This window comes from Stenotrophomonas sp. YJH_SMC_12-1, from assembly GCF_059370935.1.
The window spans coordinates 139,357-154,972 of the sequence record NZ_JCAFUD010000007.1 but is presented as its reverse complement, the minus strand read 5'-3'; the positions used below and the strand labels follow the sequence as shown (position 1 = coordinate 154,972).

1 protein-coding gene is annotated in these 15,616 nt (G+C 66.0%); it reads left to right on the top strand.

Translation table 11 applies throughout. From position 1 onward, the window contains the following. The first annotated feature begins 61 nt into the window (after positions 1 to 61). Positions 62 to 15,589 carry a hemagglutinin repeat-containing protein gene (locus AC5P8Y_RS14295; RefSeq protein ID WP_495202030.1) on the top strand — a complete coding sequence of 5,176 codons (15,528 nt, stop codon included), beginning with the start codon at positions 62 to 64 and terminating at the stop codon, positions 15,587 to 15,589. Positions 15,590 to 15,616 lie beyond the last annotated feature (27 nt).

Here is a 15,616-nt window from a genome sequence, read left to right as displayed (position 1 = left end):
GATGCGGTACCGCGCAGCCTGCTGCGCATACAACCCAACAGCACCGAAAGGAATCAGCGCCGTGAACAAAGTCTACCGTCTGGTCTTCAACCGTACGCTCGGCGTCATGCAGGTCGCCTCCGAGCTGGTCAACGCTGCGCACGGCGGGATAGACCACCACGGCGGCAATACCGTCGGCACCCTGCGGCCGATCAGTTTCGCGCTCTGGCTGGTGCTGGGCTGGGTGGGATTGGTGCAGCCGCTGTCCGCGCAGCAGGCGCCGGCTGATCGCGGCCGTATTGCCGCCGACCCCGGCGCACCGGCAAACCAGCGCCCGACGGTGATCACCTCGGCCAACGGCACGCCGCAGGTGAACATCACCACGCCCAGCGCCGGCGGTGTGTCGCGCAACACCTACCAGCAGTTCGACGTCGGCCAGCAGGGTGTCATCCTCAACAACTCGCGCGGCGACGTGCAGACCCAGCTGGGTGGCTGGGTGCAGGGCAATCCGTGGCTGGCCACCGGTACCGCGCGTGTCATCCTCAACGAGGTCAACAGCAGCAACCCCAGCCACCTCAATGGCTACGTGGAGGTCGCGGGTGCGCGGGCGCAGGTGGTCATCGCCAACCCGGCCGGCATCCAGGTCAATGGCGCAGGCTTCCTCAACGCCAGCCGGGTGACCCTCACCACCGGCACGCCGATCGTCACCAATGGCGTGCTGGACGGATATCGCGTGGAAGGCGGCAGCATCGGAGTCGGTGGTGCAGGCCTGGATACCAGTCGCGCCGACTACACCGACATCATCACCCGTTCGTTGCAGGTCAACGCCGGCATCTGGGCCAACCAGCTGCAGGCCAGCCTGGGAAGCAACGTGGTCAGTGCCGATCACAGCAGTGTCCAGGCGCAGAAGCCAGCTTCGGCGGCGCCCGTCTTCGCGCTGGACGTGGGCGAACTGGGCGGCATGTACGCCAATCGGATCTGGCTGGTCGGCAACGAACACGGCGTGGGCGTGCGCAACGCCGGCAAGATCGGCGCGCAGGCCGGTGAACTGGTAGTCACCGCCGATGGCCGGCTGGAGAATGTCGGCGCGATGCATGCGCAGCAGGACACCCGCATCGACGCCAGCGGCGGGATTGCCAATGCCGGCACGCTCAGTGCCGAGCGTGAGCTGCGCGTGCAGACCCCGGTAGACGTCGACAATAGTGGTGGCACGCTCAATGCGCGCCGCATCGAAGTGAACGCCGATGCGCTGCGCAATCGTGGCGGCAGCATTGAACAGCTCGGAACGCAGGCGCTGCAGCTGCAGGCGGCCGATGTCAGCAATCTGCAGGGCCGCATCGGCAACGTGGCCAGCGTCTCGCCGGGTACCGGCACCGGTACCCCGCCTGGCACCGGTACGCCCGGTACGGGCAATCCGGGCACCGGCACGCCCGGCACGGGTACCCCAGGCAGCGGCTCTCCGGGCACCGGCACCCCGCCGGTCACGCCGCTCCCGCCCCTGGCAACCGGCATGCTCAACATCGCCGGAACCCTGAGCAACGACGGTGGCCGCATTGAAGCCAGCGGTGACCTGCAGCTCAGCGCCCGCAACAGCCTCGACAACAGCGACGGTACGCTGGGCGCCAGTACCCTGCAGGTACAGGGACAGGCGCTGCGCAACATGCGCGGCACCCTGCAGGTCCAGGGTGCGGCCAGCGCGCAGGTGCAGCAGCTGGACAACAGCGCCGGCCGCATGACCTTCGCCCGTGGCTTCGAGTTGAAGGCGCAGTCGGCGATCAATCGTGGCGGCAGCCTTGCCCACGGTGGCAGCGCGGCGACGACCTGGACGATCGGTCAGCTCGACAACGGCGAGGGCAGCATCTCCAGCAATGCCACGCGCCTGGGTCTGGACATCGGCACCCTGGTCAACACGAAGGGCAACATCAACCACGCCGGCAGCGAAGGGCTACTGCTGCGAGCGGAGGTACTGGAGGGTGTACAGGGCAGCATCGCTACCGCAGGCGCGGCAGACCTGCTGCTGGGCCGTGCCGACCACCGCGGCGCGCAGCTGGTCGCCCGCCAGCTCGAGCTGACGGCACGGGATTTCGACAACCGTGGCGGCCGCGTGCTGTCCACCGGCCAGCAGGCCAGTACGCTCAGCGTGCGCAATCATCTGGACAACAGCGACGGTGGCCTGCTGGCCAGCAATGCCGACCTGCAGATCGACGCAGCATCCTTTGGCAATGCCGCAGGTACCGTGCAGCAGGCGGGTACCGGCAACCTGCGCATCACCACCGCCAACCTGCAGGGCCAGGGCGGCACCGTCCTCAGCAACGGTACCCTGCAGCTGCACGGCGATACCCTCAACCTGCGCAATGGCACCACCGCTGCACAGCGCATCGATGTACGTGCCGGCGACCTGACCACCGCGGGCGGCACGCTGACCTCGACGGGCAGTGATGCATTGCGCCTGCAGGTCGCGCGCACCCTGGACAACAGCGGCGGCACCGTGGGTGCCAATGGTGCGCTGGACATCAACGGCGGCACCGTCATCAACGATGGCGGCAAGCTGATCGCCGCAGGCACCGGCACCAGCCGCATCCATGCCAGCCAGCGGCTGCAGAACCAGCGCGGCCTGCTGTCCGGCAATGGCGACCTGGACATCACGGCCGATGGCCTGCTGAACGAGGGCGGCAGCGTCGACCACGCCGGCACCGGCACGCTGAAGATCAACGCGACCTCGGTGCAGGGGACCGGTGGCAGCATTGCCAGCAACGGTCAGCTGCAGTTGAGCGGGCAGCAGCTGGACCTGCAGAAGGGCAGCACCCGCGCCCATGACGTGAAGATCGATGCTGCCGGGCTGGACATCAGTGGCGGCAGCCTGCTGTCACTGGGCGAAAATGCGATGCAGCTGCAGGTGCAGGGCCTGCTGCGCAACGACGGCGGCAGCATCAGTGCCAACGGCGCCCAGCAGATCCACGCGGGCGCGCTGTCCAACCGCGGCGGTGCGCTCAACTCGGCCGGTACCGCGGCGTCGCAGATCCGGGTCGACGGCACCCTCGACAACAGCGGCGGCAGCATTGCCAGCAATGCGGGCAACCTGCAGCTGCAGAGCGGCGCCCTGATGAACGCAGGTGGCACGCTCAGCCATGCAGGTACCGCCGGCCTGGTCATCGACACCGGGCGCCTGGACGGCGCGAAGGGACAGATCGCCACCGCCGGCGCACTGCAGCTCAACGCGGCCGAAGTCGATCACCAGGGCGCGTCGCTGACCGCCACGCAACTGGACATCACGGCAGCCGGGTGGAACAACCGGGGCGGACGCATCGTCGCCACTGGCACCGGCAGCAATACGCTGCGCGTGCAGGGCACGCTGGACAACGGCAATGGCGGCACCCTCGCCAGCAACGGCAACCTGGATATCCACGCGCGCACCTTCGGCAATGCCGGGGGAACCGTGCAGCAGGCCGGTTCCGGCAGCCTGGCCATCACCACGCAGGACCTGACCGGTGCCGGCGGCACCCTGCTCAGCAATGGTTCGCTGGACCTGCAGGGCGACAGCCTCGATCTGCGCGAGGGCACCACGACGGCGCAACGCATCAGCATCGATGGTGACAGCGTGATCACGGCAGGTGGTCAGTTGAGCGCGCTGGGCGCCCAGCCCCTTCAGCTGCAGGCCCGCAGCCTGCTAGACAATACCGGCGGAACGCTGGGCAGCAATGGCGCCATCGACGTACGCGCAGGGCGCTTTGTCAACGACCATGGCAAGCTGATTGCGGCCGGTGAAGCGGCCTCTGCGATCCGGGCTGCACAGCTGGAGAACCGCAGCGGCTCGATCTCTGCCAACGGCAACCTGCACATCGAGGCGGAAACACTGTCGGGCCAGGGCGGGAGCATCGGTACTGCCCGCGCGCTGGATCTGCAGGGCGGGTCGTTGGACCTGCGCGGCGGTACCGTGGCGGCCGAGCAGCTCGACATCGTGGCCGGCAGCCTGGACAACAGTGCGGGTGCGCTGCGCGCTACGGGCAGTGGAACGCTGGCGATGCAGATCAGCGGTCGCTTGGCCAACGACGCTGGCACCATCGCCAGCAACGGTGCCCAGAACATTCAAGCCGGCGAGCTTTCCAACCGCGGCGGCACGCTCAGTTCGGCAGGCAGCGCTTCCACCGAGCTGCACGTGGATGGCCTGTTCGACAACAGCAACGGCGTGCTGGCCAGCAATGGTGCGGCGCTGAAGATCGACGCCGGCAGCATGGCCAACGTCAAGGGCACGCTCAGCCATGCCGGCAGCCAGGGCCTGCTGCTGCGCACCGGGCAACTGGATGGCCAGGGCGGCACCATCGCCAGCGCGGGCGCCATCACCCTGCAGGCGGGCAGCGTGGACCATCGCGGCGCCACCCTGCAGGCCGAGCGCATCGCGCTGGACGCACAGTCCTTCGACAACCGGGCCGGCAAGGTCATGGCGACGGGTGCGGAGGGCAGCCGGATCGACGTGGTCGGCAGCCTGGACAACGGCGGGGGTGGCCTGCTGGCCAGCAATGGCGACCTGGGCATCCAGGCGGCGGTGTTCGGCAATGCCGGCGGTACCGTGCAGCACGCTGGCGAAGGCGTGCTGTCGATCAATGCTGGAACGCTCAACGGTACGGGCGGCACGCTGGTCAGCAATGGCAGCCTGCTGCTCAAGGGCACCACCACCGACCTGCGGGCGGGTGTCACCTCGGCCAAGCGGATCGAGGTGGATACCGGCACCCTGATCACCGCCGGCGGCACGCTGACCGCGACCGGCGGCGACATGCTGCGACTGAGCGCGCGCGAACGCATCGACAACAGCGGCGGCACCGTATCCAGCAACGGTGGGCTGGACCTGCGCAGCGCCGTGCTGGTCAATGCTGGCGGTACGCTGCAGTCCGCCGGCACCGCAGCGAGCCAGCTGAGCATCGGCCAGGACCTCAACAACCGTGGCGGCCGCATTCTGGCCAACGGTGGGCTCGGCATCACCTCAGGCAGCATCGACAACCAGGGCGGCACGCTGCACAGCGCAGCACGCCTGGTGGCAAAGGCCGATGGCCTGCTCGACAACAGCAACAAGGGTGTCATCGCCAGCGGTGCGGGCATGCGCGTGTCAGCGGCTTCGCTGGACAACCGCACCGGCAGCATCGAGCAGGCGGGCGACAGCCTGTTGCAGATCGATGCCGACACGCTGCAGGGTCATGCCGGCCGCATCGTCAGCAATGGCGAGCTGCAACTGAAGGGCGAGACCATCGATCTCAGTGCGGGCACCACGGCCGCGCAGCAGGTCAGCGTCGAGGCCGGCCAGCTGGACAACACGGCGGGCACGCTGACCGCTACCGGCAACCAGGCGATGTCGCTGCAGGTACGCGGCGCGCTGGGCAATGACGGCGGCACCATCGCTGCCAACGGTGCGCAGCAGATCAGCGCCGGTTCGCTGTCGAATGCGGGCGGTACCTTAAGTTCGGCAGGTACGTCCGACAGCCGGATCACCGTCACCGGCCGTTTCAACAACGGCGGCGGCACCCTCGCCAGCAATGCCGGCAACCTGCGTGTCGATGCCGGGCAACTGGTCAATGCCGCGGGCAGCATCGTCCATGCAGGGAAGGGCGTATTGACCGTACAGGCCACCCAGCTGGACGGCGCCGGCGGCAGCATCGCCACGGCAGGCGGATTGCAGCTGGATGCAGTGACCGTGGACCATCGCGGCGCCACCCTCACTGCCGATCACTTCGCCCTCAACGTCGACCGCTTCGACAACCAGAACGGCAAGCTGCTGGCGACGGGCGCGCAGGCCAGTACCGTGCAGGCCACCACGTCACTGGACAACGGTGGCAACGGCCTGATCGCCAGCAATGGCGACCTGACACTGACCAGTGCAGTGTTCGGCAATGCCGGCGGCACCGTGCAGCAAGCTGGCACCGGCATGCTGGCCATCAACACACACACCTTGAATGCCCAGGGCGGCAAGCTGCTCAGCAATGGCGCCCTGCAGTTGACCGGCGAAACCACCGACCTGCGTGACGGCACGCTGTCGGCTACCCGCATCGCCGTGGATACAGGCACGCTGCTCAACGCGGGCGGTTCGATCATCGCCTCTGGCAGCGATGCATTGAAGGTGTCCGCGCGCGACAGGCTGGACAACAGCGGTGGCACGCTTGCCGGCAATGGCACGCTGGATCTGCGCAGCGCGCAGCTGCTCAACAACCGGGGCACGATCCAGGCTGCCGGCGGCGGTATCAGCACCCTGGCGATCACCCACGCGCTGGAGAATCGCGGTGGCCGCATCCTGACCACAGGAGACGCCACCCTCACCGCAGGCGCGTTCGACAATCGCGGCGGCATCGTGCACAGCGATGGCAGCAGCGCATTGACCGTGCGCGTCGACGGCCTGCTCGACAACAGCGACAAGGGCACCCTGTCTGCCGGAGGCGCACTGCTGGCCGAGGCACAGTCCATCAACAACGATGGTGGCACCGTGGCTGCTGGTCAGGACATGCAGCTGACCAGCGCCGATGCGCTGCGCAACCAGGGCGGCCTGGTCCAGGCCGGCAAGCACCTGCAGGTCTCGGCCAGCGGCCTGAACAACAACAGTGGCCGGATCATCGCCAACGATCTGCAGCTGGATACCCGCGGCCAGGCACTGGACAACCGCAGCGGCATCATTGCCAGCCTTTCCGGAAACGCAGAGCTGCGCAGCGGTGCCCTGGACAACACCGGCGGCCTGCTGCAGTCGGCGGCAGCCCTCAGCATCAACACCGCCGGACAGCGGCTGATCAATGCCGGTTCCAACGGCAACGGCATTGTCAGCAGTGGCACGCTGCAGATCCGCAGCGGCGATCTGGACAACCGTGGTGGCGCGGTGTCCGCCAAGGCCGGTGCCGACGTGCAGGCCATCAACATCGACAACAGTGGCGGCGGCTCGCTGGTGAGTGCGGCCGACCTGCTGCTGCGCGCGCAGCAGCTGGCCAACACCGGTGGCAGCGTGACCGCCGGTGGCAATGCCGACATCAGCTTGCAGGGCGCGCTGCTCAACAGTGGCGGCCTGGTGGCCGCGACCGGCCGCCTCGACCTGCAGGCCGGCCATGTCGACAACCGCAATACGCTCAGCCCGGGCAATGGTCCTGCACTGGGGTTGCAGGGCAAGACCCTGCAGGTGACCACCAGCAACCTGGACAACCAGAACGGCCAGGTGATTGCCGACAACCTCGTGCTGCAGGTGAACCAGCGCCTGGACAACAGCGGTGGCCTGGTGTCGGCGGCGCTGGGCTCCGATGTCCGCGCCGATACCCTGGTCAACAGCGGCGGCACCCTGGTGGCCGGCAGGCAGCAGACCCTCCGCACCCGCGAGATCATTGGTGATGGCCGGCTGATGTCGCAGGGTGACATGACTCTGGAGCTGGGCCAGAGCCACACCAACCGTGGCGAGATGGTGGCCAACGGCACGCTGAGCCTGTCCATCCAGGGCAACCTGGACAACACCGGCAAGCTGGCCGGCGCCAACGTCAACATCAATGCGGGCAACATCACCAACGCCTCCACCGGCGAGATCAGCAGCATCGGCCTGACCCGCCTTGCAGCGGGCGGCGCACTGGTCAACTACGGCCTGCTGGACGGCAACGTCACCCATATTACCGCCGCGACCGTCGACAACATCGGCAGCGGCCGCATCTACGGTGACCGCGTCGCCATCCAGGCAAGTTCGCTCAACAACCTGGCAGCCAACATCGGCGGCGTGGACCGTGCAGGTACCATCGCCGCGCGCCAGCGCCTGGACCTCGGCGTCGGCACGCTGACCAACAGCGGCAAGAGCCTGATCTTCAGCGATGGCGACGCTGCCATCGGCGGTGCCCTGAACGGCCTGGGCGCGGTAGGCAGCGCCCAGAAGGTGGACAACATCGGCTCCACCATCGAGGTCAGCGGCAACCTGGACCTGTCCGCGCTGGCGGTGAACAACATCCGCGAGAACGTGGTCGTGGGGAAGGTCACCACCGTGCATGCACCGGTGCGGCTGGAACAACCCGGCTGGTTCAAGAACGCCAACAACAACAACCGGGATTTCCGCGCTACCTCGAATTACCAGCCGTATGAGATCTACTACCTCAACCCGGCGGACATCCTCGAAGACACCCCCTATGTCACTCCGGATGGCCAGCAGATCCGCAAGGCGGTGATCCGGCTGTCCAGCAACACCAGCGCCTATGCGTTCGCCCGCGGTGGCGTGCATGGCGCACGCGCGTCACGTGAGCGCCTGAGCGTGCAGGACGGCACGGTCACGATCTATTACGTCAGCCGCGCCGACAACCGCAACAATCCCGATCAGCTTGGCGCAGGCGCGGAAGATCCCTTCCGCGATCTGTCCACCCGTGGTCCGGGGTCGCCGCCGATCGAGTACGTGACCGATACCCTTCGGTACAACAACGCCTACGGCACCTGCACCACGACCTGCGTGCAGATCATCACCTATCCGGACTATGACAATCCGGACGCGACGCTGATCAACATGCAGCGTCACCCGCAGGAGACCAGCGGCAACGAGAAGACCCGCATTGCCACCCGCACCACCGTGGAAGACGTGGTGGTTTCGGCAGGAAACAACGCCGTGATCAACGCGGGCGGCAGCATGCGGATCAGCACCGATCGGCTGGAGAACCGTTTCGCCAACATCGCCGCGGGTCGCGACCTGGCCATCGTCGGCCTGAACCGCGATCAGTCCGAGGTGATCAATGCTGCCGAGCAGCTGACCCGTACCAGCACCTTCGACAACCAGTCCATCACCTACGGTGGCTCCTCCAGCCGCTGGAAGGCGGCACCGATCACCGAGAAGACCGGCGCGCTGGGTTCGTCGATAACCGCCGGTGGCAAGCTCACCATCGATGTCGGCAACCTGCGCAACGACAACAACGGGGGCAGCAACCCCAACGCCGGTGGTGGCAAGGGCACCGCGCAGCTGGATACCAGCGGCCGCGGTGCAGGTGCGGTCGGCCCCGGCGCGGGCAGCGTGCAGGGGCCCGGCCAGAGCACAGGCCAGGGTGCCGGCAGCGTGGACGCACAGGGGCCGGGCACCGCTGGCGCGGCGCAGGGCGCCAACGGTGGTCATCAGCAGGCGGTCGCCCAGACCGACGGCGTGCGCGCGGACGCGACGGGTGCCCAGGGCCCGAGCCAGGCCGGCAACGCCGGGGCGGGTGCTGGCACGGCGCAGGACATCAATGCCGCCCAGGCCGGGCAGGCCAATGCCAACGGCCCGGCGGCGGTGCGCGCCGGAGAGCATGCCGGCAGTGGTGGCAATGCCGCAGTGGATGGCAAGCAGGCCACGACGACAACCGGTGCTGATCCGCGCGTGGTGATCACCACCAGCCCGAATGCCAGTGCACCCACCGCCAGCCTGTTCAATGTGGACGCCAACCGTGGCAACCACATCGTGGAAACCGACCCGCGCTTTGCCAGCTATCGCGATTGGCTCAGCTCGGATTACCTGCTGCAGCGCGCAGGCTTCGATCCCTCGCAGACGCAGAAGCGCCTGGGCGACGGCTTCTACGAGCAGAAGCTGGTGCGCGAGCAGATCGGCGAACTCACCGGCCGCCGCTTCCTTACCGGCCATGCCAGCGACGAGGACCAGTACCGCGCGCTGCTCGAGGCCGGTGCCACGGTGGCGAGCGAATGGGGCCTGCGCCCAGGCGTAGCGCTCACCGCCGAGCAGATGGCACGCCTGACCAGCGACATCGTCTGGCTGGTGGAAAAGGACGTCACCCTGGCCGATGGCTCGGTGGTTCGCGCGTTGGTCCCGCAGGTCTACCTGCGGGTGCTGCCGGGCGACCTTGGCAACGATGGCGCATTGCTGGCCGGCGCGGAGGTGGACGTCAAACTGCGCGGTGACCTGGTCAACAGCGGCACGATTGCCGGCCGGCAGCTGGTCAGCATCGATGCCGGCAACATCCGCAACCTGTCCGGCGGCCAGATCAGCGGTGCCCAGGTGGGCCTGTCGGCGCGGCAGGACATCGACATCATCGGCAGTACCGTCAAGGCTACCGATGCGCTGGCGTTGAAGGCCGGCGGCAACATCACCGTGGCCTCGACCACCACGGAATGGAAGGATCAGGGCGACCGCCTGTCGCAGCAGAAGACAACGCTGGATCGCGTGGCGGGCCTGTATGTCACCAACTCCGGTGGCGATGGCGTGCTGTCGGTGGTGGCCGGCGGTGACATCGGCCTCAAGGCTGCAGAGATCCGCAATGCCGGCAGCCACGGCATCACCCAGCTGGTTGCCGGTGGCAACCTGGACCTGGGTGCGCAGACGTTGGGCCAGAGCAGTGCGCTGAACCACGACAGCCGCAACCACACCAGCAACAGCCAGACCACGCATGCGGTGACGTCGATTGAGGGCGCTGGCGATGTGGTGCTGGCGGCGGGCAAGGACATCAACCTGGCTGCAACCCGCATCAAGGCCGATGGCGGCATGGCCCTGCAGGCCGGTGGCGATATCAACAGCCAGGCGCTGGTGGACAGCCGCAGCAGCGACTTCAATGCAGGTGGCAAGCGCAGCTCGCTGCAGATCAGCCAGAGTGATGAGACCGTGCGTGGCAGCCAGTTGCAGGCTGGCGACAATGTAGTGCTGAGAGCGAACCGCGATATCAACCTGACTGCCACCCAGGTTGCCAGCTCGGATGGCACGCTGAGTGTGGCGGCCGGTCGCGACGTCAACCTGCTTTCGGCCAACGAAACGCATGACTTCAGCCTGGACAGCTACGACAAGAAAAAGAAAACCCTGTCGAGCACCACCACCACCCGCCACGCCGAGAGCAGCGACAGCTACGCCATTGGCACCGGCCTGATGGGCGAGAGCGTGAGCGTCACCGCCGGCCGCGATCTGACCGCCGTAGGCGCGGTGGTTGATGCCACCGGCACAGTGGTCCTCGGTGCGGGCAACAATGTGCTGATCACTTCTGCGGAAGACCATCACAGCAGTGAGTCCAGCGAGACCAGGAAGAAGTCCGGCTTCACCGGTGGCTTCTCCAATGGAACCGCTTCGATCGGCTACGGCAGCTCGAAGAACAGCAGCAGTTCTGCCGAGCAGTCGACCACCCAGGTCGGCTCCGCCATCGCCTCGCGCGAAGGCAGCGTGCTGATCAACGCCGGCAACCAGCTGACGATCGCCGCGTCCGACGTGGCCGCAGGCAAGGACCTGACCTTGGTCGGCAAGGACATCAACCTGATTGCCCGCCAGGATACGGTGGATACCCAGGCCAGCCAGTCGAGCAAGTCCAGCGGGTTCTCGGTGGGCGTCACCTACGACCCGGCCAAGGCGTACCGCACTGCACGCGACAACGCCACCGAAGGCATGGCCGACAGTGGCACGATGATGGGCCGGATCACGCGTACCGCTGAAGGCGTAGCGGCCGGCGTGTCGGCGGCCGTGCTGCCGGCGATCACGGCCGGCAGCCAGCGCTCGAACAGCAACCAGAGCCACTCCACCAGTGACGCCCGGGTCAGCAACCTCAATGCTGGCGGCAATCTCTCGCTGATCGCCAATGGCGGCTCGATCACCAGCCAGGGTGCGCAGATGACGGCCGAGGGCAATGCTGTCCTGCTGGCCACCAAGGACATCGTGTTCGATGTCGCGCACAACACCGAGCGCAGTGACAGCGACAGCCGGGGCAAGGGTTGGGGTATCGCCACCAACTCGTCCGGGTTGCCGATCGGCACCAACAACGCGCGCAGCGATGGCGCCGGCCAGAGCGATACCATCACCGGCACACAGCTGTCGGTGGGTGGCGGTGTACGCATGGCCACCACAGAGGGCGATATCAGCCTGACCGCCGCCAACATTGCGGCGGAAAAGGACGTCAGCATCCGCGCTGCGGGCGACCTGACGATCCGTAGTGGGCAGGACACGGTCAGCAATGCCAACCGCTCGGACAGCAAGGCGATCGGCACTGTGCAGATCTCCGATACCGAGAAGTTCTCCGGCTGGCATCGCGAGCAGCATCGCGATGACAGCGCGCAGGTCTCGCAGGTAGCCAGCACCATTGGCAGTCTCGGCGGCAACGTCAACCTCACCGCCGGTGGCAAGTACACGCAGAGCGCCAGCAATGTGGTGGCGGCCAAGGACGTGAACATCACTGCCGCTGAGATCGAGCTGCTGACCGCTGACGAAAGCGGTCACTACTCGCAGAGCGACAAGGACCTGAAGATCGGCGCCTTCGCGCGGGTGAAATCGCCGTTGATCGATCTGCTCAACAACGTCGACGCCGCCCGCAAGTCCGACGACCGCCTGCAGAAGATGCAGGGGCTTGCTGCTGGTGCCAATGCCTATCAGGCCGCCAGTGCCATCTCCAGCATGGCCGGCAAGGGCGGAGGCGGGGCACTGATCAGTGCCGAGGCCGGCGTTGGCTTCAAGACCTCCAGCAGCAGTGCCGACGGCAGCAGCCAGGTCTCGCGTGGCTCTACCATCCAGGGCGGCGGCAACGTCAACCTGACCAGCACCCAGGGCGACATCCACGTGGTGCAGGGCAACCTGAGCGCGGGCAACACGCTCAGTCTGGATTCGGCCGGTGACATCCTGCTGGAAGCCGGCAAGGCGCATGTGGCCGACCGTAGCAAGAGCAGCAATGCCGGCGCCGAAGTCGGCGTGGGCGTTGCGGTGGGTGCGCAGACCGGTGTGTATGTCTACGCCGAAGCGAGTGTGGGCAGCAGCAAGTCCAATGCCGAGAGCAGCACCTGGCAGAACACCACGCTGACCGGCAAGAACATCTCGATGAAGGCCGAGGGCGATACCACCCTTCGCGGCGCGACCGCCACCGCCGACCGCATCGACGTCAAGACGGGGGGCACGCTGACCATCGAATCGCTGCAGGACGTCGCCGAGAGCATGTCCAAGAACAGCCAGGTGGGCGGCCGCGTGCAGGTCTCGTTCGGCACCGCGTGGAACGCCGACGGCTACGCCAGCGGAGGCAAGGCCAACGGTAGCTATCAGGGCGTTGGCCAGCAGAGCGGCCTGTTTGCCGGCAATGGTGGTTATCACGTGGATGCTGGCCACGTGAATCTGGTGGGCGGCGCGATCGCCAGCACCAATGCAGGAAACAGCGAGCTGACTGCGGATTCGCTGACGTTTACCGACCTGCAGAACCATATGGACTACAAGGCCACGTCGGGCAGCATCAGCGGTGGCTTCGGCAGCAGTGGCAAGGGCCCGACGGACAAGAGTGTGGGAGCGGTTGAGCAGCTGCAGGGTATCGGCAGCAGCATCAAATCCGGAACGTTCGGCGGCGTGGATGGTGTCGGGTTCGGCGGTGGACTGCCGATGCATGAAAGTGGCAGCGACAGTTCAAGCACGCGTGCAACACTGACCGAGGGCAATATCACCATCGGCGGCAGGAAGACCACAGCGGCCGAACTTGGTGTCAATACCGATGCAGCTGCGGCACACCGCGCGCTGGAGGCAATGCCGGATGCCAACAAGATGCTGGCCGATCAGCAGGCGATGGCGAATGCAGCAGGCACGGTACTGGCCACCAGCAAGCAGATCGCATCGGACATTGGAAGCTACGGGATCAACAAGATCACTGATGCCTACCTGGAAGGGAAGAGCGCCGCAGAGAAGGAGGCGTTTGCCAACCTCAGTTCCAAGGACCAGTACGCCGCCCTTGCCGGATTTGACAGCTCCTACCCTGATGCACTGGTCACGCAGCAGAAGTGGGCACCCGACGGTACCTACGGCCGTGCGCTCAACGCGGTCTCCACCGCGCTGGTCGGCGGCGTGGCAGGGCAGGCAGGTGGTCAGGTCATCCCGAACACACTCGCGCCCTACGCCGCTGAGCTGATTGGAAAGACATTCGATCCAAACAAGCAGAGCGCCGTCCCAAGTGAGGCGATGCAGATGCTCTCGCACGCGCTTCTTGGCGCGCTGCTTGCGGAGGCGAATGGGGGTTCGGCGGGTACCGGAGCCGCTGCTGCAGGAGGTGGTGAACTGGCAGCCAAATTCCTGGGTGACTACTACGCGCGGCAGAATGGCGGGCAGCTGACTCCGGAGCAGGAACAGCAGATCAAGGCATTGGGCCAGGCGGTCGGCGCGATGGCTGGTGGGATTGGTGGAGACGGAGCCATGGGTGCGGCGTTGGGAGCCACCATCGCCAAGAACTCCGTCGAGAACAACTACCTGAATCATGCAGAGCGCATGCAGTTCCTGGACGCCATGCTTAGCTGCATGAAGAGCGGGGAGCGTTGCGGCGAACAGAAGGAGCTGGCAGCGCTGTCGGATGCGCGCAATACGGCACTGATTGCAGCATGTACCGCGGCTGCCGATTCGCCTGCCTGCCGCGCAGAGCAGTCGAAACTGGGTGACGCCTATTGGTCACTTACCCAGAATGATTCCACCTATCTGCGATGGATCAACGACAATGGCCTTGATCTGGCCCAGGCGGCACTGACGAAGGGCAATGGTGGCCAGCTCGCCTCCGATCTGCTGACGCATACGTCTTCCCTGGATGCCCGTTACAAGATCACCTGTGCAGCGGCAGGGCGCTGCGATCCATTCACCGCCGGCATGCTCGCGTTGAATGGGAAGACACAGGAGGCGGCGGCCAACGCGGCACTGAATCTGCTGTTCGACAAGGCGGGCTCGGGAGCAGGCGTGGTGACCAACGCGGGTGGAATGGTCATGGACATGGCGAAGATGAATGCCATCTACATGTCCATTGAGAGCACCAAGCAGGCCTTGAACGACTTCCAGCGCATCGGTGAAATTGGCGGCTGGGGTGTCATGAAGGAAAAGGGCGCCGGCGCCTGGTCGTCCATTTCAGGCTACTTCGGGAACGGCTGGGATGCGGCGACCTACGAGCTGGGCCTGAACCAGAAATGGAACCTGGCCGATGTGGCCGCAAACGGATTCACCAAGGGTGACATGGGGCTGGACGTCGCATTGGCTGTGATCAGCCTGGGTGATGTCACCGCGATGCGGGCGGCCGCGAAGGCCAGGAAACTGGCGGCGTTGGAGTCAGGCGCCGCTGCAAAGCCGGTGGCACCCGATCTGGTCCCCCCGCGACAGCCGGCAGACGTCCCGGCGCCTGTGAACAAGCCGTTGGCACTGCCTTCGCCAGAGTTCAATGTTCCCAACGGTTACACGCTGGTCAAGAACGCCGATGGCACGGCCAGCGTTACTGGTCCGCGAGGAGGAACCTACACCTCGACCGGGAGATATACGGATGAAGGCAAGCCGATCTTCAAAGACAATAGTGGGGGTTACGTCACCTTGGATGGTGCGCGTTCATCGGTCCCCGCTCCCGTCGATTTCGAGTCTGCTCCCAAGCATCATATTTGCACCAATAAATGTCTTGTGGGGGCCAATGGAAAGGTCGCGTGGACCAAAGAGTACATGCGGTTCTTCGAAGGCGCAGGGCTTGATATAAACAAGTCTGTAGAGAATCTGGTTGCAGTCAAGGGCCATCGTGGGCCGCACCCTGAGGCATACCATCAGTACGTATATGATAATCTTGACAGAGCGACCAGTGGCTTGAAGCCTGGCACGGCAGCGTACAACTCTGCAGTCACAAGAACGCTGGAGAGGATGAAGGCAGAAGCGGTTATCGTGGGAAGTCAGGTCAACAAGTGGTTGACGAGGAGTTGAGTTGAAATACTTTCGCATCAGGCCCGA